The sequence below is a fragment of the Streptomyces sp. NPDC047525 genome, from assembly GCF_040643025.1.
GTDB lineage: Bacteria > Actinomycetota > Actinomycetes > Streptomycetales > Streptomycetaceae > Streptomyces > Streptomyces durmitorensis.
Genome location: NZ_JBEYTL010000001.1, coordinates 829,809 through 853,149, shown reverse-complemented (window position 1 = coordinate 853,149; position 23,341 = coordinate 829,809). Strand labels below are relative to the sequence as shown.

Below are 23,341 nucleotides of genomic sequence, written 5' to 3'. Positions count from 1 at the left end.
TTTCCGTGGAATGGGCAAGTTATTGAGAATCGAGACAGAGACGTGACCTTCCTTCTGGTTATGGGATCCGTGGCCGTGCGGTTCGAGCACGCACGGGCCTGCGATGTCGGGCAGCGTTTACTCGGTTGATCTCGGGCCGTGTGATCAGCAGACTGCGGCCCATGACCAGCACCGCGCGGGACCTCGCCCTGGAGCACTTCGCTTGGATCGACGGCCATGCCGACGTGTGGGCGATCTTCCGAGATGCGAAGGCGCTGCGTACTGTCGTCAGCGCGCTTGTGGAGCCGTTCAGGGATGCCCAGGTCACGGCGGTGTGTGGCGTCGAGTCGCGGGGTTTCCTCCTGGGTGGTGCGGCAGCCATCGAGCTTGGAGTCGGGTTCGTCCCAGTCCGGAAGGGCGACGGGCTGTTTCCGGGGGAGAAAGTCGAGCGTCAGGCAGCGCCGGACTATCGCCGCCAGCAGCACCGCCTCCGGCTTCAGCGGTCCTCGCTGGGGCCCGGTGACCTGGTGCTCTTGGTCGACGACTGGATCGAGACGGGGAGCCAGGCAGCCTCTGTGAAGTTGATGGTGGCGGAGTGTGGGAGCGACTGGGTGGGCTGCAGCGTTGTCGTGGACCAGCTCGGTGAGGAGCGGCGGGAAGAGCTGGGCCTGGTGCGGTCGCTGTTGTCCTTTACGGAGCTTCCGGCGTATCGGGCTGATCAGTAGGTGTATTTCTGCGACCTCCTTCCGTGGGCAGCGTCTGGGTCAGGTGGGTGAGGGGCACAAAGCCCTCTGCGGTGCCGAGTTCTCTCGGCGTGGGGCCGGCGGGTGTGGGGATGTCCGCGAGCTTCTCGGCGAGTGCGGCGATTGCCTCGCGGTCGCCTTCGAGGGCTTCGCGTTCGTCCTCAGTGAGGTTGAGCTGCTCGAGCATTTGGTCGATGCCGTCCTTGACGGCCAGCAGTTGACCGCGGCTGGATTGCTTTGGGATGTAGAACGGGCAGCGTGCGCAGGCCAGCCGGTGTGGGCACTTGGCGAAGAAGTCGTAGCTGCAGTAGCCCTCGCCCAGGTCGTAGTACTTCCAGGGCTGTTCGCCGTCGGCGGCGGCTCCGGTGAGGATGGATTCGCGGTCGATGAGGACCTGGATGGTGCGGACGTTGCGGGCGAAGTAGTCGGCCTTCTTGTAGGCGGCGGTGAGGGTGCGCTGCAGGATCGCTGCGTAGTAGCGGGTGCTGGCGGGGTGCTTGTGGCCGAGCCATTGCTGCAGGTCGTTGAGGGTTAACGGCTCACGCGCATTGAGGAGTTGGGTGGCGATGGTGGCGCGAGCCCGGTGGCTGGTCAGCGCGCCACGGGAGTCGGTCTGTGGGACGCCGGACTTGCGGCAGAGGGCCGGAAGGATGTTGTGGTTCAGGTAGTCCTTGCCGACGAGCTGGCCGCGGTGGCAGAACAAGTACTGCCCTTTCTGGCCGGTCTTGCGGTCGACCAGGTCGGGCTGGGGCGGCCGGACGAGCTTCCAGGCGTCGATGAGTTGGCCGACGACGGGGTCGACCGGCTTGTTGAATGGCCGGGACGTCTTGTTTTGCGGGATGTGGAGCAGACAGATGGTGAAGGGCTCGCCGCTGGTGTCGTCGGTGCTCTTGTCCCAGGTGACGCAGTCCAGTTCGAGACGGCGGATCTCGTCGATGCGGCAGCCACCGAACAGCCAGACGCCGACCATGGCCCGGACCATCTCGATCGGGTAGTAGGTGGCCTTCCAGCCGGCCTTGCGGGCCCGGCCGGAGCCGTAGCGCTTGAGGTCCTCGGCGTTCAGGGTCAGACCGGCGGCCATGAGCTTGGCCCAGGACGCGTCATCGATGATCCTGGGATTCGGTCCCATCTGGGCGCGTAGAGACAGAGGCATGCTCATCACGCGACGCGGGTCGAAGCGGGGCTTGATCCACTCCCATTCGATGAGGTCGCAGAAGAAGCCGCGGATGCTGTCAATTCGCGCTGCCCGTCCGCCTGCGGAGATGGGCTGGCCAAAGCGGCTGCGGTTGCGGTTGTGTCCGGCCCACTGGCCAACGGTGGCTTGCATGGTGTCGGCGATGTACTCGGCCGCCATGTCCCTTGTCCACTGGTCTGGTGAGATGACGTCTGGGTGCTTCTCCGCGGCCCAGCGTCCAGCGATGAGGATGACGGAGAACATCGAGCGGATGGTGCCGGGCTCGTGGGTGGAGAACTTCCGCCAGCGCAGGGCCCACTCGGCCCACTCGGGTGGAACGGTGGAGAGCATGCCGGAGCGGGGCCCGGCCTTGTCCTCATTGATGTGCAGCGGAGCCGGGATGATGCCCTTGTCCGCGAGCACTCGGGAGATTTTGATTAGACCGCGGCGCCGGCTGGACAGACCAGCCGCCTTGTAGGAGCTGACGAGTTGACGTACGAGGTTGTCGGTAACGTCTTCCAGGCGGGGGCTGCCCGCGCTGAGGAGGGCGTCGAGAACCGCGTTGCCGACCTGCCACTCCAGCAGGTGCGGGGAGGTCTGCCAGGAACTCAGGACCTGTTCGATCTCGCCCAGTGCGGGCTGGGTGGCGCCGGGGCCGAAGACCAGGTCGGCGAGCCTGCGGAGCTGGTTGATCCCGGCCGTGTGGTGCAGGCGGTGATGCCTGCCGAGGAGGTGGCCGAGAGCCGCGATGTGCAGACGGGCGGGCCCGGCCGTGCGGGATATCTCCGCCCAGGTGGCCTCGTCCCACAACCGGTAGGAGAGGCCGCGGACGCGTACCTCGGCAAGGATGCGGTTGCGTGCTGCGCGGGCGGTCTTGGGTGACCAGGCCCGGACGGCTTCGTCGACCGGTCGCATCAGTTCCAGCAGAGCCTCGCGTGACATCGCGTCGCCAGGAGAATGGTTGGGATCGGTCGTGTTCATCGCTCCTCCAGCAGTGCGGCGAGCAGTCGCTCACGGTCGGCCTGGATGATGGTGTTCGTGCGGTGGAAGCGGGCGGCCAGCTCGCGGCCGGACAGGTGGATGTAGCGCATGGTGGTGGCGAGATCGCGGTGGCCGGCGTACTGGGCAATCTGGTCGATGGTCCAGTCGGCGCGGGCCAAGTCGGTCAGCCGCAGATGCCGCAAGGTGTGGGTGGACAGTCGGGCAGCTCCGGCGTTGCGGGCGATGCGCTCGACGGTCTTCGACCAGATGGAAGGTCCCAGCGGGGCACCGTAGTTGCGGTTCGAGACGGAGCGGAACAGCGGTCCGTCGATCCGGCCGAACATCGTGCGGCGCTCGATGATGTAGGCCACGAACAGCTGGGACGAAGTAGTGCCGAAGGCCACCTCCCGGGCTCGCTGGGACTTAGTGGTCTCCGCCCGCAGGTGGATCAGTCGGTACGCGGGTTCGAAGTCCTCGACGTCGAGTTGGACGAGTTCTTCGCGGCGCAGTGCACCGTCGTAGGCGAGTGTTAGCATCAGCCGGTTGCGCAGTGGCTCCATGGCCGAGGCGGTCAGAATCCGTTGCCAGATGTCCTCGTTGGGAATCCATGGAGCCTGTTCGACACGTCGTACGAGGCCCTGACGAGGTCTGCGTCCGCCGCGGCTTGCCTGGCCTCGTCGGACCGGGTTCTGTTCACGCAGCCCGTCTTCCACCAGGTACTCGTAGAAGGATCGGACGGCTACCAGTCGTTGCTGGATTGTCGCGTTCGCCAGTCCCGTATCGGCCCGTCGTGGGTCCTTCGCATGACGGCGAAGCGGCCGGTCCAGCATGTCCCTGATCCAGGCTGCGATGGTGTCCGCGCGGGCCAGTAACGGGTCCGTGCCTTCCGCGGCGCAGAACCGCAAGTGGTCCTCGACCGCCCGCCCGTACGCGTCGATCGTGTTGGGTGCTCGACCGATGTTTGCTGTGAACTGCAGCCACCGGTGAGCCTGTTGATGCTCTGCGACAGTGGGGAACTTGCCCCATGGGATGGGGGCCATGGCCACAGGCTAGACCCGCCCGATTCCACATAAGGCATCCGAGGCAACTCGATTTAGGTGTATCGGCGAGCCCGAGTGAGGTCAGGTAGCGCACGCAGTCAGTCCTGCTCCAATTCAGGTCCAGGAGAGGGTGCCTGTTGCGCATGTACTTGACGTCGGCGTCCTTGGCCCGGTGGAACTCATCCGTGGAGATTCCCACCCACTGCTCGACGAACACGCCCTTGGGGATGCGTGACGGGTAGGGGTGCCCGAGCAGTTCGCGAACCTTCTGCTTGATCGGTTTGACCTTGTATTCGCCGGTGCACTGCCTTCGAGTCATCCCAGGTCGCCCGTCCGTGTTGAGGATGTGGAGGGGCATGGATGCGAACCGGTGATCCGGGTTCAGGGCGTCACTGCGAATGTTTCCGGACGATACGCGCAGTACTGGAATTCCGGCGGGCCTGGCTATCTCCTTTTCCATGCGGTCGAGGTGGGTGTAAACCGCTTCGGGTTCCCAGCCTGTGTCGGCGAAGATCGCGTAGTCGACTCTGGGGAGAATTCCCTCTGCTGACAGGGCGAGGAGGGTGCTGGACTGGACTCCCGCGCCCAGTGAGAGGGCGCGGAATTGCGGTTGATCTGAAATGGCCTGTCCTGGTGGTAGGGAATGGGGGTGGCGCCCTCATTGCGGCTGGTGTGTCGCCGGGTTGGGCGTGAGCAGCCGGTCGCGGTGTATGGCGTGATGGAGGGCGGGGATGCGGTCGAGGAGGTCGGTGGCCGACTCGATGAACTGCTGTGGTGACGGGCCGATGAGGACGGCTCGTCCTGGCGCGGCGTCGGCTCGGCGGCGCTGGTTCTCCACGGCGCGGGCAACGGCCGCGGCCAGCTCCGCGCCCGTGTCCTGGGCGACTTTGACGATCTGCGCGACTCGTTCGAGGAGCAGCAGCTCCGCGAACGAGGGCTGCGGCGTGTGCCCGGCGAGGTCGAGGAACAACCGCAATGCGCTGGCGCCGAGATCTTGAGCGTCGGTGATCCGCGCGGCCAGCGTGGTTGTGTCGTCGGGAGCGGGGGTGCGCGGGCCCGCTGCAGGTTGAGGGCGTCAGCGGTGATCCGGTCGAGGGTCTGGGCCGGGGTGAAGCGGTCAGGCACGGGGCTCCGTGGAGGTGTTCGGCGTCAGGGCCTGGGCGAACGCGGCAGTCAGTGCCGGGGCCTGCCTGGGATCGGTGGCCAGGGCGCGGACGATGGGGGTGCCGATGACGACGGCGTCCACCAGCGGTGCGACGGTGGCTGCGAGGGCTGGGGTGGAGATCCCCACGCCAGAGACCACGGGCAGTGGACTTGCGGCGCGAAGGCGTCCGGTGAAGTCGGCGAGCGCCGGGATGTCGAGCGGTCCGCGGTAGCCGGTGGGAGCCGTACTCGCGGGCGCGTAGAGCCATCCCGACGCTCCGGAGGCCACCAGGGCGAGGTCGGTGTCAGCGCTGTGGCGCGGGACGAGACGTGGGGTGCGAAGGTTCGCGTCCTTCGCTGCGGCCTGCCAGCGGGCTGCCTGATGCTCGGGCAGGTCAACGACCATCACGCCGGCGGCACCGGCGTCGGCGAACAGGCGGGCCAGGTGTTCGGGGCCGTGCCGGCTGACGGGCTCCCAGTAGGTCATGACGACGGTCGGCCGCAGGCTCGCGGCGTGCTCGACCATGCGGAGAGTGGGGTCCAGGACGTTCCCGCGTCGCAGGGCGCGGTGGTAGGCGGCCTGGATGACGGGTCCGTCGAGGCCGGCGTCATGGTGGGCGAGGCCGACCTCGAACAGGCAGGCGCCTGCCTGGGCGATCTGGTTGAGATGACGGCGTTCGGCGTGGGCCGGGTGGAGCCCGGCAGGTACGAACACGCCCAGTGCGCAACGGGGTTGGGTGAGGAGGCTGTGGAGGGAGTCGGCGGGGGCCAGGAGGTGCCTTTCTCGGCGGTGGGCTGTCGCCGCAGGTCAGCGGCGGCGTGCGGCCGATGAAGCAGGGGAGGTCACGGGGGTGGCGGAGCTCCGGCCATGAGTGGCTCGCAGGCCGGGCACGGTGTCCTTGGTGGGCCGGTTGCTGAAGGCTGGAGCCACGCGGTCGAGGGCCTCGGCGATCTGGTGGGCCTGGTCGTGGGCGGCAGCGAGTTGTTCGGCGACACCGTCAGGGAACCGGTCCCATTGGGCCTGGTACTGGTAGCGCTGGAGGATCTCGGCGGCGTTGCGCAACTGCTCGGCGACCTGCTGTAGGACCGCGGTCTGCTGCTGCGGGGCGGTCACTGTGTGCGTGGCCTGCAAGAGCGCGTCCAGGGCCGTGGGCAGTGGCTCGTCGTGCGTGGGAAGGCCGTAGAGAGCGGCGTGCAGGGCCTGGGCGTAGACCGTGACGGGTCCACCGCGGGAGCGGTAGTCGTACTGGGCCGCCGCTAGTCGGCGGACGCCGAAGCGGACGGTGACGTCACGGGGAGCGGCACCGGGCGGATCTGATCGGCGAGGGCGCGGGCGAGATCATGCGGTGTCGGGGTGTCGGCGGACGTGGTAACTCCCATGGGATGGCGGTGAGGACGTGGTCAGCGAGCGCGGCGGCGGTCCGCGGGCTGGTGGCGGAAGCTGAGGAGCGGCGGGTGGCGCCTTGGGACTCGAAGTGCGTCACCGGCGCGCTGCCTGCACCGCCGAAGGCTTGGGAGCAGTCCCCGCGGCGGGGGTCGCTGCCGTGACTGCGGGGGGCGGCCTGGCGAGGGCCTGCTGTCCTTTTTCGGTGACGGCGACCTTCTGCCCGTGGAACAGGGACGTGTTCGTGTCCCGGTTGACGAGCCCGCGCTTGGCCAGGGCACGGAAGGTGGCGATGGAGACGCGGGTTCCGTCGTCGGTGGCGACGCGGGTCACTCCCAGCCCCCGCTGCGAACTCTCATACAGTCGGCAACCGCCGAGGGAGAAGGACCTCAGAGCGTCGTACTGGGTGCCGGTCAATGCGGGGCCGACCGCCCGCTGTGCGGTGGCCGCTGCCGTTTGTGCGGCGGCGAGGTCGCGGGTGATACCGGTGGCGACGTAGTGGCAGCCGGTCGCGCTCAGGTCGAGCTGGTGGGCGGCGTCGGCGAGGTGGCCGGTCATCTTCGCGATGGCCTCGGCATGGCGGGCGATGCGCACGGGGGTGTCGTCTGCCAGGTAGCCGGGGAAGGGCGCACCTTCGTAGGAATTGGCGTACAGCGCGCTGGCCAGGTCGGTGCCGGCCAGGGAGGAGGCGACCACCACCGAGGCCAGGCACTCCAGGCTGGCGCGGCTGCCGGCGGCGGCGGTGTACGTGCTGGAGTCGAGCGCGCCCAGGCGGACGAGGGTGGTGGCTGTCAGGTCCTGGGCGTTGAGCAGAAGCGGGCGGATCTGACGCAGCGCGTCGGTGCCGGGCGTGTAGGAGACGTCTCGGACGCGGGCGTGCAGGGCCTCGAAGCCATGGGCCAGAGTGTGCAGTTGGTCCACTTGCTCTGTCAGGTTGAGCGGGGGCATGGGGTGGTGTTGCTCCGGAGAATCGGGTCAGCGGCTTCGGGCGGCAGCCTTCGCGACGGCGGGTGAGGGTGTGGTGCTGGGGGCTCTGGTGGCGGGTGGGCGGCTGATGGCGGCGGCCAGGGCGGTGGTGCCGACGGCTGTGAGGCGGATGCGGTCTTGGAGCGGTCCGCCGATGTAGGCGGAGGGCGCGGACTTCGCGACGCGTTCCGCGAGGCCGTTGGCCTCCAGCGACCGCAGCGTGCCGATCAGGACGCGCTCGTCGCGGTAGTGGACGTACTGCCGTCCCTGGGAGCTGGTCGCCACGACGTTCCCGCCGGCGACCTCCCACAGGGCGCTGTGGTGCGTGTCAGTCAGCCGGTGGCCCGGAGCGTCGGTCGTACTGCCGCGGCGGCGTCTCAGTTCGCGGGCGACGGTTTTGGCGCAGCCCATGGCTGCTGCCGGTGCCAGGGCGGTGAGCGTGCGGGCTATCGGGAGTGCGTGGTCCGCCGAGGCGCTGCTCAGGAAAGCGAGCTGCTTAAGGCGGACCACCGCCTCCGACAGTTCGTGACTCTCAAAGAGCCGCTCGTCGGTGACCGCTGTGATGGCGGAGTGAGTCGCGGAAGCAAGCTGCCCGGCGGAGGCGACGTGGGCGCCGTGCTCGGACGGCGATCCGACCCGCAGAAGGCGGTCGAGCATGTCGTTGTGCTGCACGTACTGGTCGGCAAGGAGCAGCAGCCGTTCCACCGGCGTGGGCGGGACGGCCACATCGAACAGGAGGCCCTCGGGCGGTGTCGTCATACGCGGCGCCGGGCCGCGGGGACCGGTGACGTGGAAGGCACCTGCTGTGGGCTGCGCTGGTGGGCGTCAGCGATGAGCTGCCGGTCCTCGTCCCTCGCCGCGAATGCGGCGAGGTGACGGGAGAACCGCTGTGCCACAGTGCGATAGGTCCTGGCCGCCCGCTGCATCTCGTCACCGGCACGGCGCAGTTGATCACGGCTGGTCGAAGGGGTCGAGTCGGCATCCTCGTACAGCAGGATCTCGGTCCGGTGATGGACGGCGAGGTTGCACAGGGTGGCGGCGAGTGAGATCTGGGCGCAGGCCCCGGCGAGGTGCGCCAGGGTTTGGGCGCCGTTGGTCATCGCGGGGTACTGGCTGACCGAGAGGTCGTGAACCTGCCGTGTGCACCGCATCGCCAGTTCGTGCAACTGCAGGCTGAGGGGTGCGATCTCTCGGACGGGTTTGGCGATCTCGCCCTTCCGGATCTGTGTCGCCTCCGCGGACAACTCCTCCAAGGCGGGGGCCACCTCGCCGAGAAGGCGGGTGTGTTCAGTCAAGTCAACGGCGTGCAGGGGGACTCCGGGGGTATGGGCCGTACGGGGCAAGGTGACGATGTTGGAGCGTTGCTGCGCAGCAGGAACGGGCTCGGTCAGGGCGCTTCCCACAAGAAGCGGGCAACGTGGTCGTTGCCGTGGCCTGCCCGGGGCCGGGACGGGGTGTGCCATCCAGCCCGGGGCGGGCGCCGGGCGATCAGGTGCCAGCCCGCGCCGCGCAGGGACCCTCCGCTCTCACCCTCCTGGGTGAAGGTGACCAGACGCCGGTATCCCAGGGCTTTCGCCGCGCGCCACGATGCGCCGTACAGCAGGGAGTTGGCGTTGGATGTGCCGTCGCTGGCGGTGCGGGTGACTTCGAGGGTGGCACCGTCGTCGAGGTGGCGGGCGACCGGCCGGCCGACGATGGCCACGGCGCGCAGCGTGCCCGTCTCGTCGGCGGCGCCTACGGCGAAGATCTGCCCTGCGGGCGGCGGGTGGTGACGGTGCCAGACGCGCACGAAGTCCTTCGCCTGGCGTGAGCGGACCGGCACCAGGCGCAGCCGCACGTCGCTCACACGGCCTTCCCGAAGTCGGCCTGCGTCGGGGCGTGTTTTGCGACGGCGCGGGCCGTGATCGCCTGCGAGGCGCGGGCGGACGCCGCTGACAACTCGTTGGCCCCGGGCTCCTGGTACCAGGGCCGCAGGTCGAGCATGGCGGCGCGCATGCCGGTGGCGAAGCAGAGCGCGGTGCCCTTGGGCAGGGCGCGGATCGCGTCGGCGGGCAGGATCCGCTCCTGGCGCATGCTGATGGAGGTCGACTTCCCGGAGTCCGAGTGCGAGGTGGACGTGGTCTCCACGTCGTGGTCACCGATCAGTCGGCTGAGCTTGTCGGCGAAGTCGGGGTCGTCGATACCGGAACCGATCACCTTCACGGTCGAGGCACTCCACATGGCGTCCATGCCCGCGTCGCCCCAGACTTTCTGGCCCTGGCGGTAGCTCTGGAGGTGACCGCCTGAGGGCCGAGATGCCTCTGACCTGCGCAAAGCAGCGAAACACCGGCTATGTGGTGGAACTTCATCGGGCGCTCGAACGAGGAGATCGCACGGGCGCGCGCGGACTGGATGGAAAGCACCCGCTTCGGAGAGGTGAAGGGCTATGACGGCGACCGGATCCCCGCGCCGGACTTGCCGCCCGTGCCGCTGAAGCCGCGGGGGCGGGTGCGCTGAGGGGTGCGGTTGCTGTCGTGAGGGCTGCTGCCCGGGGCGGCCCTCCTCCCAGAGCAACTCAGCGGCAAACGTGGTCGACCGATACTGAGGCGCTACGCGCGCGATGAGGCGGCGTCCGATGAGCCGGACGTCGCGGTGAGCATCCGCCACACGCGGCGGACCTGTTGCGCCATGTCGATGTCGGGGTCGCTCAGCCACTGGAGCTGGATGCCGTCGGCCGCCGCGACGAGGGCTGAAGCCGTGAAGTGCGGGTCGAGCCCGGGGCTCGCTCGGCCGGCCCGCTGCTCGGCCGCGAGGTGCTCGGCGATCGTGGCTCGCAGCAGGGCGAAGCGTTCCCTGAAGTACGTGTGGGCCGGGTGTGCGGGGTCGGTCGAGGCCGCGGCAAGGGTGACGTAGAGGCGTACGCGGGCGGAGTTGGCGGCGTTCGCCGTCAGGGCCTTGGCCAGGAACTCGCCCGGATCGCGTACTGCCTCCGGGTCGTGGAAGCGCGCCTGGGCCGCGCGGTCGTTGGCGCGCAGGACCTCGGTCAGCAGGTGGTCCTTGGACTCGAAGTAGTGCATCAGCCCGGTCAGGCTGATGTGACTCTCCTTGGCGACCATGCGCAGCGTGGTATTCCGCTCGCCCTCGCGGCCGAAGATCTCAAGGGTGGCCTTGAGGATCTCTTCCCGCTTGGCAACCCCTTTGGGGTAGGAGCTTTTGGCTGTCACGCGCCCACCCTATTCGGCGGGCATTGCACCGGCGCAAACCCTTGCTCACAAAAACAGTACGCCGTACTGTTTCTCGCCAGTCGCAGGTGCGGCCCACTGAAAGTAGGTCCCGATGGCGAGACCCCCTGGGGAGCTCCGTGCTCCCTCCGTGCTCCCTGCCGATCCGGCCCAAGCGGCTCCGCAGGCCGACGGCCGGGCGCCGTGGCGCCTCATGGCATGCATCGGTCCCGCCAACCTCGGTATCGCCCTCGTTTGGGGAGCCGTCCCCGGAGCCCTGCTGGCCCTCCAAGTCCAGCGCGCGGTGGGCGAGGACGCGAAGGTCGGAGCGCTCGCACTCGTCACCACCGTGGGCGCGCTCGTCGCGATGGTCGCCCAGCCCGTCGCGGGAGCCGTCTCGGACCGGACCCGCAGCCGCTTCGGCAAGCGCGGGCCCTGGATCGTGGCCGGCGTGGCGACCGGTGGCCTGGCCTTGATCGGTATGGCGTTCGCGCACTCCATACCGGCGATGCTGGCCCTCTGGTGCCTGGTGCAGGTCGGCTACAACTTCGCGATGGGCCCGCTCTCCGCCGTCATGCCCGACCGGGTGCCGCCGCAGAAGCGGGGTCTGTTCTCCACCGTCTTCGGCCTCGGCTCCATGTGCGGCTCACTCCTCGGACAGGTCTTCGCCGCCGCCTTCGAGGACCGGATCACCACGGCGTACGTGGTACTCGCCATGTTCGCGACGACCCTGGCGGTCGTCTTCGTGGCCCTCAACCCGGACCGTCCGAGCCGGGATGCGCCCCAAGAGCACTTCCGTGTGCGCGAGTTCCTCGGCGGGCTGTTGCCGAACCCGCGCAAGCACCCCGATTTCTTCTGGGTGTTCGTCAGCAGGCTGTGCACCAACCTGTCGTACTTCCTGGTCATCGGCTACAAGCTCTACATCCTCCAGGACTACATCGGCCTGCACGACGAGGCCATCGACCACATCCCCACCCTCGCGCTGACCGCCGTCGCGGGCCTGCTCCCGGCCGCCGTCATCAGCGGCCCTCTCTCGGACCGGCTCGGCCGACGCAAGGTGTTCGTGGTGGCCTCGGCGTCCCTCATCGGCTGCGCCATGCTCATCCCGTTCGCCGTCCCCACGATGACCGGCATGACCGCGATGGCCTTCCTGGTGGGCATCGGTTTCGGCAGTTTTCAGGGCGTGGACACCGCGCTCATCTCCCAAGTGCTGCCGTCCGAGCGGTCCTTCGCCCGCGACCTCGGCGTCGTGAACGTCGCTGCCACCCTGCCGCAGGTCCTCGCACCCGCCATCGCCGGAGCCGTCGTCCTCTGGCTCGGCGGGTACCAGACGCTCTTCCCCCTCGCCACGGCCTGCGCACTGCTCGGTGCGGTGGCGGTCCTGCGAGTGAAGGGAGTCCGATGACCACGGTCGCCCACCCCAACCCTCGCACCACGCATCAACCCGCACCACGCTCCAAGGAGAAGCCATGAACAACCCGAACCAGTCGGCGCAGACGCCCGGCGAGACGGTGGCCCGACTGAGCCTCGCAGAGAAGGCCGCCCTGACCACCGGCGCGGGCTGGTGGCACACCACCGCGTACCCGGACGCCGGGATCCCGGAGTTCCGTCTCTCCGACGGCCCCCACGGGCTGCGGCTGCAGAACGACACCCAGGCCGACCACCTGGGCATCAACGGCAGCGCTGCGGCCACCTGTTTCCCGCCGGCCGTCACCCTGGCGTGCACGTGGGACTCCGACCTCGCGGGGCGGGTGGGCGACGCGCTGGCCCGCGAGTGCCTCGCGCACGGCGTGCACGTGCTGCTCGGCCCCGGCGTCAACATCAAGCGCAGCCCGCTGTGCGGGCGCAATTTCGAGTACTTCTCCGAAGACCCGCTGCTCAGCGGAGTCTTGGGAGCGGCCTGGGTCAAGGGCCTTCAGGCGCGGGGGGTCGGGGCCTCGGTCAAGCACTTCGCCGCGAACAACCAGGAGACCGGCCGTATGTCGGTCAGTGCGGACATCGACGTACGGGCCCTGCGCGAGATCTACCTCCCGGCCTTCCGTCGCGTGGTGACCGAGGCCCGGCCCTGGACCGTCATGTGCGCTTACAACCGGGTCAACGGCGTGCACGCGTCGCAGAATCCGTGGCTTCTGACGGACGTCCTGCGAGACGAGTGGGGGTACGACGGCCTGGTCGTCTCCGACTGGGGCGCCGTCGTCGACCGGGCGCGGGCGCTGGCCGCCGGGCTCGATCTGGAGATGCCGTCCTCGTCCGGCGCCGGCCCCGCCCGGGCCGTCGCGGCCGTGGAATCCGGTGAACTCTCCGAGGAAGCAATTGACCGCAGCGCCGCGCGGGTCGTGGCACTCGCACGCAAGGCGGCCGCGCACGCGCGCCCCGATGCCGTCTTCGACCCGGCCACCCACCACGACCTGGCCCGCGAGGTCGCCACGCGCGGGGCGGTCCTGCTCAAGAACGACGGCGCGCTCCTCCCCCTGGATCCTGCTGCGGCCCAACACATCGCGGTCATCGGCGAGTTCGCGCGCACGCCCCGCTACCAGGGCGCGGGCAGCTCGCGCGTGACCCCGACGCGGCTGGACGACGCGCTGACCTCGCTCATCGAGGCCGCGCCCGCGGCGCGCATCACCTTCGCTCCCGGCTTCCCCGTCGACGCTCCGGACGCCGATGCGGCCGCGCTGTACGAGGAGGCCGTCCACGCGGCGGAGTCCGCCGACGTGGCCCTGCTCTTCCTCGGTCTGCCGCCGAGCCTCGAGTCAGAGGGCTACGACCGCGAGCACATCGAACTCCCGGAAGAACAGACCCGGTTGCTCGCCGCCGTCAGCGCGGTGAACCCGAACACCGTCGTGGTCCTCGCCAACGGCGGCGTGGTCCGTCTGGCCGGGTGGATCGATGACGTACCGGCCGTCCTGGAGGGCTGGCTGCTCGGTCAGGCCGGAGGATCGGCCACCGCCGATCTGCTGTTCGGCCGGGCGAACCCGTCGGGGCGCCTCGCGGAGACGATCCCGCTGCGGCTCGCCGATACCCCGGCGTACCTGGCGTGGCCGGGCGAGAATGGTCATGTCGCCTACAGCGAGGGCCTGTTCGTCGGCTATCGCCACTACGACGCCCGCGACATGGCGGTCTCCTTCCCCTTCGGGCACGGCCTGTCGTACACCACCTTCGACTACGCGGATCTGCGGGTGACCTCGGACGCCGACGGGCTCGACGTCACCGTGGCGGTCACCAACACGGGAGAGCGGGCCGGTCACGAGGTCGTCCAGGTGTACGTGGGCGCGCCGGGAGAGCGGGTCCGGCGTCCCGTGAGGGAGTTGAAGGGGTTCGCCGCCGTGCGCCTCGCGCCCGGCGAGACCCAGGACGTCACCGTCCGCGTCGCCCGCGCCGACCTGGCCCATTTCGACGCAGCGGCCGGTACCTGGCTCGTCGAGGACGCCGACCACCGCATCGACGTCGGGGCCTCCAGCCGCGACATCCGGCTGACCGCGACGGTCCCGGTCACGGGCGACGCCTACGCCGAGCAGCCGGACGCCGACTCGACCGTCGAGCTGTGGCTCGCCCACCCCGTGGGCGGCCCGGCCATCGAGGCGCTGCTGCACCGGGTCCAGAAGTCCATGGGCGACGCCTATCCCGAGGAGGGAAGCCCGCGTGAGCGCATGGTGGCCAACATGCGCCTGAGTCAGCTCGCTCAGCTCCCGATCGTGCCCCTCGGCGTCGACGACGTGCGGGAGCTGGTCGAGACGGTGCGGTCGGCCGCGGGCACCGAGGGGCGAGGAGCCTCCTGATCCTTACGCGGCGACCGTCCGGAATCCGCAGTTTCCGCTGCTGGAGGCGGGCGTGTTGGCCGAGCGGGCGGCCACGCGGTAGCGGTGGCAGTAGGTGTGATGGCACAGGTACGAGCCGCCGCGCATCACGCGGCGCTCGCCGCTCTGCGGCCCCTGCGGGTCGGCGGCGGGGGAGCGGGCGTAGTAGTCGGGGGCGAACCAGTCCGCGCACCACTCCCAGACGTTCCCCGCGACCTCGAACAGGCCGAAGCCGTTGGGCGGGTACGCGCGCACCGGGGCGGTGGCCAGCCAGCCGTCCGCGCCGGTGTTGGCGTACGGGAAGCGGCCCTGCCAGATGTTGCACAACCACGCGCCACCGGGGGCGAGTTCGTCGCCCCATGCGAAGCGGCGGCCCGCGAGGCCGCCGCGGGCCGCGTACTCCCACTCCGCCTCGGTGGGCAGGCGGCGGCCCGCCCACGCGCAGTAGGCCAGGGCGTCGTCCCACGCCACGTGCACCACCGGGTGGTCCGGCTCCGCGCCGGACAGCGGGCCGTGAGGGTGGCGCCAGTCCGCACCCCGGACCGTCAGCCACCAGGGGACGCCCGGGTCGGATCCGACGATGTCCGCCCGCTCGGCGGCGACGGCCAGGTGGAACACGCCCGATGTGCCCTCCCGTTCGGCGACGGTCACGTACCCCGTGTCGTCGACGAAGGCACCGAACATCGCCGCGGTCACCGCCGTGACGTCGATCGCGAACGGCCTCACGCGCACCGCGTGCACGGGCTGCTCGCCGTCCGCCGGATAGCCCTCGCCGAAGGAGTCGCCCATCAGGAACTCGCCCCCCGGGAGCGTGACTTGGTCGTGCACGGGCGGCACGCCGGCCGGTGCGGGGAGCGGGCCGGCCGAGCAGATCCGAGTTTCCGGTACGCAACATCCCATTGACGTCTCCATGACGCGAGTATATGAATTCTCACCTAGGTGAGACTGCACATAGCAAGATCGCACATCGCTTCCGCACAAGGGAGTCCACGTCCGTGAAGTTCGAGTACGTCCTGCTCGGCCTGCTGGCCCGTCGCCCCTACAGCGGGTACGACCTGCGCAAGTGGCTGGAGACCGAGGGGCAGTTCGTGTGGGCGCGAGCCCACCACAGCCAGATCTACCGGAAGCTCGCGCAGATGGAGACCGACGGCTGGGTCCGGCACGAGGTCGATCCGCGGGAGGGCCGTCCTGACGCCAAGCTCTACCGCCTCACGCCGAGCGGGCGCGACGCACTGCTTCAGTTCCTGCACACCCCCTACGAACCACTCGGCCGCTTCCAGGAGATCGACTTCCTGGCCCGGTTCAGCATCACCGCTCCACTCGACAAGGACGCGGCCATCCGGCTGGTGGGCATCGAACTCGACCACCGCCGCGCCCAGATCGCCAAGAACCGCAACCGCGACCGCACCTTGCACTACGACGACCCCCTGCCCGAACTGGACCAGGACCTGGACCGGCAGGTGCACCGCGCGCTCCACGAACTCGGCGCGGCAGCCATGGACCGCTGGGTCGCGTGGCTGGAGGACACCTTGCGCAACCTGACCGAAGGGAAGCCCGTCCGATGAAGGCCATCATGGTGATGTTCGACAGCCTCAACCGGCACATGCTGCCGCCCTACGGAGGCGACTGGACCCACGCACCGAACTTCGCGCGCCTCGCCGAGCGGGCCGTCACCTTCGACAACGCGTACGCCGGGTCGATGCCCTGCATGCCGGCCCGCCGCGAGATCCACACCGGGCGGCACAACTTCCTGCACCGCAGCTGGGGCCCGCTTGAGCCGTTCGACGACTCGATGCCCGAACTCCTCAAGCAGAACGGCGTGTACACCCACCTCGTCAGCGACCACCCGCACTACTGGGAGGACGGCGGCGCCACCTACCACGGCCGCTACAACACCTGGGAGTTCTTCCGCGGGCAGGAGGGCGACGCGTGGAAGGGACAGGTGGCCGACCCCGAGATGCCCGACGACCTGAAGCGGATGCGGTTCGGCGGCTACCGCCAGGACTGGGTCAACCGTCCCCACATGGCGACGGAGGACCGGCACCCCCAGACCCTCACCTTCGACGCGGGCCTCGACTTCGTACGGACGAACCAGGACGCCGACCGGTGGTTCGTACAGATCGAGACCTTCGATCCGCACGAGCCGTTCTTCAGCCACCAGCCCTACAAGGACCTCTACCCCCACGACTACGACGGCCCGCACTTCGACTGGCCCGACTACAAGCGCGTGGTCGAAACCGACGATCAGGTGGAGCACGCGCGCTTCGAGTACGGGGCGCTCCTGTCGATGTGCGACCACTCGCTGGGCCGCGTCCTTGACACCATGGACGAGCTTGACCTCTGGGACGACACGCTGCTGATCGTCAACACCGACCACGGGCTGCTGCTCGGCGAGAAGGGCTGGTGGGGCAAGAGCGTCCAGCCCTGGTTCAACGAACTGGTGCATCTGCCGCTGTTCGCCTGGGACCCGCGCCGGCGCATCGCGGGCGAGCGGCGGTCGGCGCTGGTGCAGACCGTGGACGTGGCGCCGACCCTCCTCGACTTCTTCGGCGTCGACCGCCCCGCCGACATGCAGGGCGCGCCGCTCCCGGTAGCCGATGACACCCCGGTGCGGGAGGCGGGCCTGTTCGGCATCCACGGCGGACACGTCAACGTCACCGACGGCCGCTACGTCTACATGCGGGCACCCGCCTCGCCCGACAACGCGCCGTTGTACGAACACACCCTGATGCCGACCCACATGCGGGGCCGCTTCTCACCCGCCGAACTCGTGGACCTGGAACTGGCCGAGCCGTTCGGCTTCACCAAGAACGTGCGCACCGTGCGCGTACTGGGCCGCACCCTCGTCAACCCCTACCACCACGGCACGCTCCTGTTCGACCTGGAGACCGACCCCGAGCAGGAGAATCCGCTGCTCGACGAGGCCGCCGAACTGCGCATGGCCACCCTCCTCGTGGAGCTCATGCGGGCCAACGAGGCACCGCCCAGCCAGTACGAACGCCTCGGCCTGCCCGCCCAGGGTCCGGTCACCGAGCAGCACCTGCTGGTCCGGTCCCAGCGCGAGCAGGCGGACCGTGCCGCGCAGCCGCTGCCGCGCGCCGAGGACTTTCCGCAGGGGCGCGTCTCGCTGCGTACGCCGCTCCAGGCGCTGCTCTCCGATCCGGTCGCCGTCGAGGTGCTGCGCAGACACCTGCCCGGCGTCGTCGACTCGGAGCTGCTGCAGATGATCGGCGCCACACCGCTCATCGACGTCGCCGCCATGGCGGGTGCGCTGTTCCCGCCCCCGAGCCTGCACCGGGTCGCCGAGGAGCTCGCAGAGCTCTGAGGCCCTCACGGTCACTTGAGCCGGTGACGGGGTTGCCGCCCCGTCACCGGCGTACGCCCTCCCCTTCCCGCAGACCTCCCGCGAAGAAAGTCACAGAGAAAAGAGACGGCCCGATGCCCGAGCTTAGCCAGAGCCCCGTCATGCCCAGATCCGAGGTGCAGGTGAAAGGGCGCTGGCGGCAGTTGTCCCTGCTCGGCGGCACCATGCTGGTCGACAGCACCGAGGCGAGTCTGGTCAGCAGCCTCTTCCCGTTGATCCGGCAGTCCCTCGGAGTCTCACTGGGCGCGCTCGGCATACTGACCGCCGCCGGGAAGATCGCGGGTGCCTTCACCGGGCCCCTGTGGGTGTGGGTGGCGGAGCGCTGGTCACGCAAGAGCGTCCTCGTCGTGGCCACCGGGCTCTGGGGTGTGTGGGGCGTGGCCGCGGGCTTCTCGCAGAACTTCACCCAACTCTTGGTCCTTTACACCATCCTGGCCGCGGGCTACGCGGCCGCGCACCCCATCATCACCGAACTCATCGGCGACCTCTTCGGGGGATCGACCCGCGGCCGCGCGATCGGGGTGGTCTACGGCGCCGTCTCGCTGGTGAGCGCGGTGATCGGCCCGCTCAAGGGCCAGCTGGCGGGCGTCGAGGAGGGCTGGCGCTGGGGCCTGTGGGGCGTCGGCACCTTCAACATCCTGCTCGGCATCGCCATCTGGCTGTGGTTCCGCGACCCGGGACGGGGCGCGTCCGAGGAACAGCTCGCCGACCTCGACCGCGCCACGCGCAACGCCCACTCGAAGCTCACCTGGACCAAGGCACTCTCGCTCCTTGAGATCCGCAGCCTGGTCGTCCTCCTGGTCTCCCGCCTCCTGTCGGGACATCTCCTGGTGGGCACCTTCGGCGTCGTCTACCTGGTGGACGTGTACGGCTTCAGCACGCAGAAGGCGTCGATCGTGCTGCTGCCCTTCGGGGTCGGCTACTTCCTCGGCACACTCCTGGGCGGCTTCGCGGCGGACTGGGCCACCCGGCGCAGCCCCCGCCACGGCCTGGTCACGGTCCTTCAGGCGGCCCAGTTCGCCTTCGCGCTCTTCGCCTACTTCGGCACCCAGTTCGACTACGGGAGCATCGCCCTGTTCGGTGTCTTCTTCGCCCTCATGGGCGCGGCCCAGGGCGTCAACCCGAGTGTCAATCGCCCCATGGTCATGGCCATCACCCCGCCCGAGCTGCGCGGCGCCGCCTTCGCCATCTACGTCTCCGTCTTCGAGGCGATCGCCTGGGCCTCCTTCAGCCTCGGCGCCGGCTTCCTCGGCGACGCGATCGGGCTCCGCACCGTCTTCCTGTGGGCGCTCGTCATCCTGATGCTGGTCAACGGCATGTTCCTGACGCTGCTTCACCGCTCGTACGCCGATGACGTGGCCCGTGTCCAGAGGGAACTTCACGCGCGCCGCGAACAGGCCCTCGACGCCACCACCTGACGCTTCTTCCTTTCAGTCTTGCTGTGCCGGTGCGGGGCCGTTCTCGGGGGCCAGGGCCGGGAGGAGGGTCTGGGCGAGGGTGAGGATGTCGGCGGCCATGTCGATGTCCGGGTCGCGCAGCCACTGGAGTTGGAGGCCGTCGACGGCGGCGAGCAGGATGCGCGCCGCCCAGTCGGCGTCGGGGGTGGTCCGGCGTCCCTTGAGCTCCTGTTGCCGGGCTTGGCGACTGGAGAGGTCGGTGAGTGAGTCCGCCAGGCTGCCGCGCAGCCGGGGGTAGCGCTCCTTGAAGTAGCTGTGCGCGGGGTGGTCGGGCTCGGCCGATGCGGCCGCGAGGTCGAGGAACAGTTTGACCAGGCCGGGGGCTGTGGCGTTGTGGGCCAGGAGGTCGAGTGCCGCCTTCGGGTCTTCGCTGGGGTTTCCGAAGGCGGCCCGGTCGGTCGTCTCCCGTGCCTTCAGGACGGCGGTGAGCAGTTCCTCGCGGCTGCCGAAGTGGTGCAGGACTCCGGCGTCCGTCAGGCCCACGCGCTGGGCGATGTCCCGTACGGAGACGCCCCGGCTGCCCGCTTCGGTGTACGCGGCCAGCGCGGCGTCGATGATCTGCTGACGTCTGGCGACGGTCTTGCGGTACGGGCCCCGGGGGCTGCGGCTGGTCACGCCGCGATTCTAGGCGGCGCAGGGCCCGGGAAACGAAAACCTTGACACGCAAGGTTTACGAATCCATGCTGGCCAGGTCGGCACCCGGGCCACCCGTGGCGGAGGGATGCGACTGCCGCGCCGCTGTCTTCGACGCTCGCCTGCTGCGGCCCCGACCGCCGGGCCCGTTGCCCGCCTCGACTGTTCCCGCACATGGCCACACAGCTACCCGCATGGCTACTTGGAAGAGAGAACCAGCTCATGACGCATGCACGACGCCTGCCCGAGGGATTCCTGTGGGGTGCCTCCACCGCCGCCCACCAGATCGAGGGCGGCAACACCAACAGCGACTGGTGGGAGTTCGAGCACAGCGGAATCCCGTACGTCAAGGAACCCAGCGGTGACGCCTGCGACAGCTACCACCGCTGGCCCGAGGACATGGACCTCCTTGCCGAACTCGGCTTCACCGACTACCGGTTCAGCATCGAATGGGCCCGCATCGAACCGGCCCCGGGCGAGTTCTCCCGCGCAGCCATCGCCCACTACCGGCGCATGGTCGAGGGTGCCCGCGAACGGGGTCTGCGGCCCATGGTGACCCTGCACCACTTCACCGCACCGCGGTGGTTCGCCCAGCGCGGCGGCTGGGCCGCCGCCGGATCGGACGAACTCTTCGCCCGCTACCTCACTGCTGCGGCACCCATCTACGCCACAGACGTGGCACACGTGTGCACCATCAACGAGCCCAATATTCTCGCCGTCATGGCTGCCGCGCAGGCCGCCCTCGTCTCCGGCCAGGCCGTGTCCTTCGCCGAGGACCCGCCGGCCCCGGACGAGGCCACCACCGATGCCCTGGTGCGGGCGCACGCCCGCGCCGTCGAAACGGTCAAGTCCCTTGCGCCGCAGGTGAGTACCGGCTGGTCCGTCGCCAACCTGGTGTGCCAGCCCTTGCCCGGAGCCGAGGGTGTCGCCGCGGCATTCCGGCACCCACGTGTGGACGTCTTCCTCGAAGCCGCCCGCGGCGACGACTGGCTCGGAGTGCAGGCCTACACCCGCACTCTCATCGGCCCGAGCGGTCGACTGCCCGTACCCGACGGCGCGGAACGCACCCTCATGGGATGGGAGTACTACCCGCAGGCGTTGGGCCATGCCCTGCGGCACAGCGCTTCCGTCACCGCCGGCACCCCGCTGATCGTCACCGAGAACGGCATCGCCACCGCCGACGACACCCGCCGGATCCAGTACACCACCGGCGCCCTGGACTCCCTGGCCGCCGCAATGCGCGACGGCATCGACGTCCGCGGCTACTTCCACTGGAGCGCCCTGGACAACTACGAATGGGGCCGCTACGAGCCGACCTTCGGCCTGATCGCCGTCGACCGCGAGACCTTCATCCGTACGCCCAAGCCCTCGGCCGCCTGGCTCGGCGCCATCGGCCGCACCCGCGTGCTGCCCAGTGAGGCGTGAGGAGCTCGACACTGCCGCCTGCCGTTGGCGTACCGGGGGAACTGGCGTTGCACCACAGGAACGAACAACGCGACAGCACTGGGCGACGAGGTCCCGGGCGCGGGCAGTGATGCGCAGCTGATGGTGTGGAGGAAGCCTTGTGCGGTGCTGTCGCTTTGCGCCTTCCTGCGGAACGCGTGGAGGGGCCCGGGTGCCGTACCGGCACCCGGGCCCCGAAGGAAACTGCTACACCATCTGCCGGCCCTGATACTGCGCCGGCCTTCTGTTTCCGCACACCCACCTGGGAGCGGGGGAGTGCGGGGATCGCGGTTGCTTGACCGGAGACCACCTCACTATCGATGTCCTGCGGTACCCGGGCTCTGCCATTCCGCCCGGGCGATCCTGATGGCGCGAAGCTCCTCCGTTCTTCCCTCTTGATCAACATTTACCGAAGGGGGGACTGCGTACTGCTGGTACTGCCCTACTGCGTACTGCTGGGTGATGCAAACTGCTGGTGACCTGATGAAGCGTCACGCTTCGGCAGCCAGCCCCGTCGCCTCTCCTGCATCCGCTCTGGCTTAGAACCCCACTGCCGAACCTCCCGGTGCGCGCGCCCGCAGCCGACGCCTTCACCGAGGTGCTGCTCACTTGCCTGCACTGCTGGGTACTGCGAACTGCACTTACCTGTACTGCACTTGCGGGTACTGCTGCCCGGCAGTTCATCTCTGCCGGGCCCTGCTGTCTTTCTGGCTACGAGAGAAACCATAACCACACCACCACCCAATGTCTACTCCGGCCGACATAGATTTCCGCGTGTTCGACAGTGAGGTAATCGACCTCGACGCCGACGGGGGGGCAGGCGCAAGGGTCGGAGCCCGTCACCAATGCCCTGCGCCTGTCAGGCGGCGTTTCCCGCCGAGGTCCCTGCGGCATCGGGGACGGGGGCGGCCGCCGTGTCCTCGGCGACCGCGGCCTTCGCCGGTGCCCCGATTCCGAGCTTCTCGAGGATCTTCTTCTCGATCTCGTCGGCGAGATCGGGGTTGTCCTTCAGGAAGTTGCGGGCGTTCTCCTTGCCCTGGCCGAGCTGGTCGCCCTCGTGCGTGTACCAGGCGCCCGCCTTGCGGACGAAGCCGTTGTCCACGCCCATGTCGATCAGGCCGCCCTCGCGGCTGATGCCCTGGCCGTAGAGGATGTCGAACTCGGCCTGCTTGAAGGGCGGCGCGACCTTGTTCTTGACGACCTTGACGCGGGTGCGGTTGCCGACCGCGTCGGTGCCGTCCTTCAGTGTCTCGATGCGCCGGATGTCGAGCCGCACGGAGGCGTAGAACTTCAGCGCGCGGCCACCGGTCGTGGTCTCCGGGGAGCCGAACATCACGCCGATCTTCTCGCGCAGCTGGTTGATGAAGATGACCGTCGTCCTCGTCTGGCTGAGCGCGCTGGTGATCTTCCGGAGGGCCTGGCTCATCAGGCGGGCCTGCAGACCCATGTGGGAGTCGCCCATCTCGCCCTCGATTTCCGCACGCGGCACCAGGGCCGCGACGGAGTCGACCACGATCAAGTCGATCGCGCCGGAGCGGATCAGGATGTCGGCGATCTCCAGCGCCTGTTCACCGTTGTCCGGCTGGGACAGGATGAGGTTGTCGGTGTCGACGCCGAGCTTCTTGGCGTACTCCGGGTCCAGGGCGTGCTCGGCGTCGATGAACGCCACCGAGCCGCCGGCCTTCTGTGCGTTCGCCACCGCGTGCAACGTCAGCGTCGTCTTGCCGGAGGACTCCGGCCCGTACACCTCCACCACGCGGCCGCGGGGCAGGCCGCCCACACCGAGCGCCACGTCCAGCGCGGTCGATCCGGTGGGGATCACCTCGATGGGCTCGTTGGGCCGCTCGCCGAGGCGCATGACCGCACCCCTGCCAAATTTCCGCTCGATCTGTGCGAGCGCGGTGTCAAGCGCCTTTTCGTGGTCGGTTCCTGCCATGAGCTTTCACCCGGTCCGATTGTGTGGCACGCGGCACGTCGGAGGACGTGAGCGTCAACTGCCGACTACGGACGTCTCGGAGATCCCAGTAAACGAACATCCGA

The 23,341-nt window shown here is 69.2% G+C and carries 21 protein-coding genes and 3 pseudogenes; 8 read left to right on the top strand and 16 right to left on the bottom strand.

From position 1 onward, the window contains the following. Positions 1–161: 161 nt before the first annotated feature. Positions 162–704 (top strand): phosphoribosyltransferase family protein, encoded by a 543-nt coding sequence (locus ABZ833_RS04095; protein ID WP_361040665.1) that lies wholly within the window; start codon positions 162–164, stop codon positions 702–704. On the opposite strand, the gene ABZ833_RS04090 is transcribed toward ABZ833_RS04095, so the two are convergent. From ABZ833_RS04090 to ABZ833_RS04035, 12 genes and pseudogenes are all read right to left on the bottom strand, one after another. Beyond that, positions 670–2,877: a tyrosine-type recombinase/integrase gene (locus tag ABZ833_RS04090; protein WP_361040662.1), complete on the bottom strand. Its 2,208-nt coding sequence runs from the start codon at positions 2,875–2,877 to the stop codon at positions 670–672. The genes ABZ833_RS04095 and ABZ833_RS04090 overlap by 35 nt on opposite strands. After that, positions 2,874–3,917, bottom strand: coding sequence for a site-specific integrase (locus tag ABZ833_RS04085; RefSeq protein ID WP_361040660.1), 1,044 nt, complete (start codon positions 3,915–3,917; stop codon positions 2,874–2,876). Before ABZ833_RS04085 ends, ABZ833_RS04090 begins: the two co-directional genes overlap by 4 nt. 34 nt (positions 3,918–3,951) lie before the next feature. After that, a pseudogene (locus tag ABZ833_RS04080) lies at positions 3,952–4,506 on the bottom strand (hypothetical protein); the annotation flags it as partial. Positions 4,507–4,575: 69 nt separating this feature from the next. Then, positions 4,576–4,887 (bottom strand): hypothetical protein, encoded by a 312-nt coding sequence (locus ABZ833_RS04075; protein WP_361040657.1) that lies wholly within the window; start codon positions 4,885–4,887, stop codon positions 4,576–4,578. 147 nt (positions 4,888–5,034) lie between these two features. Then, a complete protein-coding gene (trpA, locus tag ABZ833_RS04070; RefSeq protein ID WP_361041355.1) occupies positions 5,035–5,832 on the bottom strand; it encodes a tryptophan synthase subunit alpha in 798 nt (265 codons plus the stop codon). A 36-nt stretch (positions 5,833–5,868) separates the two neighbouring features. After that, positions 5,869–6,192: a hypothetical protein gene (locus ABZ833_RS04065; RefSeq protein WP_361040655.1), complete on the bottom strand. Its 324-nt coding sequence runs from the start codon at positions 6,190–6,192 to the stop codon at positions 5,869–5,871. 125 nt (positions 6,193–6,317) lie between these two features. Beyond that, the gene (locus ABZ833_RS04060) at positions 6,318–6,440 is read right to left on the bottom strand and encodes a hypothetical protein (RefSeq protein WP_361040653.1); all 123 of its coding nucleotides are present in this window, start codon (positions 6,438–6,440) and stop codon (positions 6,318–6,320) included. Between the two features lie 100 nt (positions 6,441–6,540). Next, a complete protein-coding gene (locus tag ABZ833_RS04055) occupies positions 6,541–7,365 on the bottom strand; it encodes a hypothetical protein (RefSeq protein ID WP_361040650.1) in 825 nt (274 codons plus the stop codon). Positions 7,366–7,419: 54 nt separating this feature from the next. Continuing rightward, a complete protein-coding gene (locus tag ABZ833_RS04050; RefSeq protein WP_361040648.1) occupies positions 7,420–8,169 on the bottom strand; it encodes a hypothetical protein in 750 nt (249 codons plus the stop codon). Next, positions 8,166–8,705: a hypothetical protein gene (locus ABZ833_RS04045; protein WP_361040646.1), complete on the bottom strand. Its 540-nt coding sequence runs from the start codon at positions 8,703–8,705 to the stop codon at positions 8,166–8,168. Before ABZ833_RS04045 ends, ABZ833_RS04050 begins: the two co-directional genes overlap by 4 nt. Before the next feature lie 92 nt (positions 8,706–8,797). Next, the gene (locus ABZ833_RS04040; RefSeq protein ID WP_361040644.1) at positions 8,798–9,256 is read right to left on the bottom strand and encodes an XF1762 family protein; all 459 of its coding nucleotides are present in this window, start codon (positions 9,254–9,256) and stop codon (positions 8,798–8,800) included. Then, positions 9,253–9,684: pseudogene (locus ABZ833_RS04035) on the bottom strand (TraG/TraD/VirD4 family protein); the annotation flags it as partial. The gene ABZ833_RS04040 and the pseudogene ABZ833_RS04035, both read right to left, overlap by 4 nt. 57 nt (positions 9,685–9,741) lie before the next feature. Between ABZ833_RS04035 and ABZ833_RS04030 the strand changes: the two are divergent. Continuing rightward, positions 9,742–9,906: pseudogene (locus tag ABZ833_RS04030) on the top strand (pirin family protein); the annotation flags it as partial. A gap of 92 nt (positions 9,907–9,998) precedes the next feature. On the opposite strand, the gene ABZ833_RS04025 reads toward ABZ833_RS04030, so the two are convergent. Next, positions 9,999–10,613 carry a TetR/AcrR family transcriptional regulator gene (locus ABZ833_RS04025; protein WP_361040642.1) on the bottom strand — a complete coding sequence of 205 codons (615 nt, stop codon included), beginning with the start codon at positions 10,611–10,613 and terminating at the stop codon, positions 9,999–10,001. A 112-nt stretch (positions 10,614–10,725) separates the two neighbouring features. Here ABZ833_RS04025 and ABZ833_RS04020 point away from each other — a divergent pair, with 112 nt between their 5' ends. Beyond that, positions 10,726–12,015: an MFS transporter gene (locus ABZ833_RS04020; protein ID WP_361040639.1), complete on the top strand. Its 1,290-nt coding sequence runs from the start codon at positions 10,726–10,728 to the stop codon at positions 12,013–12,015. A 64-nt stretch (positions 12,016–12,079) separates the two neighbouring features. Then, the gene (locus ABZ833_RS04015; protein WP_361040636.1) at positions 12,080–14,386 is read left to right on the top strand and encodes a glycoside hydrolase family 3 C-terminal domain-containing protein; all 2,307 of its coding nucleotides are present in this window, start codon (positions 12,080–12,082) and stop codon (positions 14,384–14,386) included. Between the two features lie 3 nt (positions 14,387–14,389). On the opposite strand, the gene ABZ833_RS04010 is transcribed toward ABZ833_RS04015, so the two are convergent. After that, positions 14,390–15,232: a formylglycine-generating enzyme family protein gene (locus tag ABZ833_RS04010; protein ID WP_361040634.1), complete on the bottom strand. Its 843-nt coding sequence runs from the start codon at positions 15,230–15,232 to the stop codon at positions 14,390–14,392. Between the two features lie 167 nt (positions 15,233–15,399). On the opposite strand from ABZ833_RS04010, the gene ABZ833_RS04005 reads away from it, so the two are divergent. The 3 genes from ABZ833_RS04005 (at position 15,400) to ABZ833_RS03995 (ending at position 19,186) form a co-directional block, all read left to right on the top strand. Next, positions 15,400–15,969, top strand: a complete 570-nt coding sequence (locus ABZ833_RS04005) for a PadR family transcriptional regulator (RefSeq protein ID WP_361040631.1) — start codon at positions 15,400–15,402, stop codon at positions 15,967–15,969. Continuing rightward, complete coding sequence (locus tag ABZ833_RS04000) at positions 15,966–17,729, top strand: sulfatase (protein WP_361040629.1); 1,764 nt, start codon at positions 15,966–15,968, stop codon at positions 17,727–17,729. The genes ABZ833_RS04005 and ABZ833_RS04000 overlap by 4 nt, the downstream gene beginning before the upstream one ends. A 113-nt stretch (positions 17,730–17,842) precedes the next feature. Beyond that, positions 17,843–19,186, top strand: coding sequence for an MFS transporter (locus ABZ833_RS03995; RefSeq protein WP_361040627.1), 1,344 nt, complete (start codon positions 17,843–17,845; stop codon positions 19,184–19,186). Between the two features lie 12 nt (positions 19,187–19,198). Here the strand turns inward: ABZ833_RS03995 and ABZ833_RS03990 are convergent, their stop codons facing one another. Next, positions 19,199–19,840: a TetR/AcrR family transcriptional regulator gene (locus tag ABZ833_RS03990; RefSeq protein ID WP_361040624.1), complete on the bottom strand. Its 642-nt coding sequence runs from the start codon at positions 19,838–19,840 to the stop codon at positions 19,199–19,201. A 240-nt stretch (positions 19,841–20,080) separates the two neighbouring features. On the opposite strand from ABZ833_RS03990, the gene ABZ833_RS03985 reads away from it, so the two are divergent. Further along, a complete protein-coding gene (locus ABZ833_RS03985; RefSeq protein ID WP_361040621.1) occupies positions 20,081–21,283 on the top strand; it encodes a family 1 glycosylhydrolase in 1,203 nt (400 codons plus the stop codon). An 877-nt stretch (positions 21,284–22,160) separates the two neighbouring features. On the opposite strand, the gene recA is transcribed toward ABZ833_RS03985, so the two are convergent. Continuing rightward, entirely contained in the window at positions 22,161–23,237 is a 1,077-nt protein-coding gene (recA, locus tag ABZ833_RS03980; RefSeq protein WP_361040619.1) for a recombinase RecA, read from the bottom strand. Positions 23,238–23,341: the final 104 nt, after the last annotated feature.

Coding starts and splice junctions, on each gene's coding strand:
- ABZ833_RS04060 (WP_361040653.1), bottom strand. CDS start 6,440: ATGGGAGTTACCACGTCCGCCGACACCCCGACACCGCATGATCTCGCC.
- ABZ833_RS04050 (WP_361040648.1), bottom strand. CDS start 8,169: ATGACGACACCGCCCGAGGGCCTCCTGTTCGATGTGGCCGTCCCGCCC.
- ABZ833_RS04090 (WP_361040662.1), bottom strand. CDS start 2,877: ATGAACACGACCGATCCCAACCATTCTCCTGGCGACGCGATGTCACGC.
- recA (WP_361040619.1), bottom strand. CDS start 23,237: ATGGCAGGAACCGACCACGAAAAGGCGCTTGACACCGCGCTCGCACAG.
- ABZ833_RS03985 (WP_361040621.1), top strand. CDS start 20,081: ATGACGCATGCACGACGCCTGCCCGAGGGATTCCTGTGGGGTGCCTCC.
- ABZ833_RS04000 (WP_361040629.1), top strand. CDS start 15,966: ATGAAGGCCATCATGGTGATGTTCGACAGCCTCAACCGGCACATGCTG.
- ABZ833_RS04095 (WP_361040665.1), top strand. CDS start 162: ATGACCAGCACCGCGCGGGACCTCGCCCTGGAGCACTTCGCTTGGATC.
- ABZ833_RS04085 (WP_361040660.1), bottom strand. CDS start 3,917: ATGGCCCCCATCCCATGGGGCAAGTTCCCCACTGTCGCAGAGCATCAA.
- ABZ833_RS03995 (WP_361040627.1), top strand. CDS start 17,843: ATGCCCGAGCTTAGCCAGAGCCCCGTCATGCCCAGATCCGAGGTGCAG.
- ABZ833_RS04015 (WP_361040636.1), top strand. CDS start 12,080: ATGAACAACCCGAACCAGTCGGCGCAGACGCCCGGCGAGACGGTGGCC.
- ABZ833_RS04020 (WP_361040639.1), top strand. CDS start 10,726: ATGGCGAGACCCCCTGGGGAGCTCCGTGCTCCCTCCGTGCTCCCTGCC.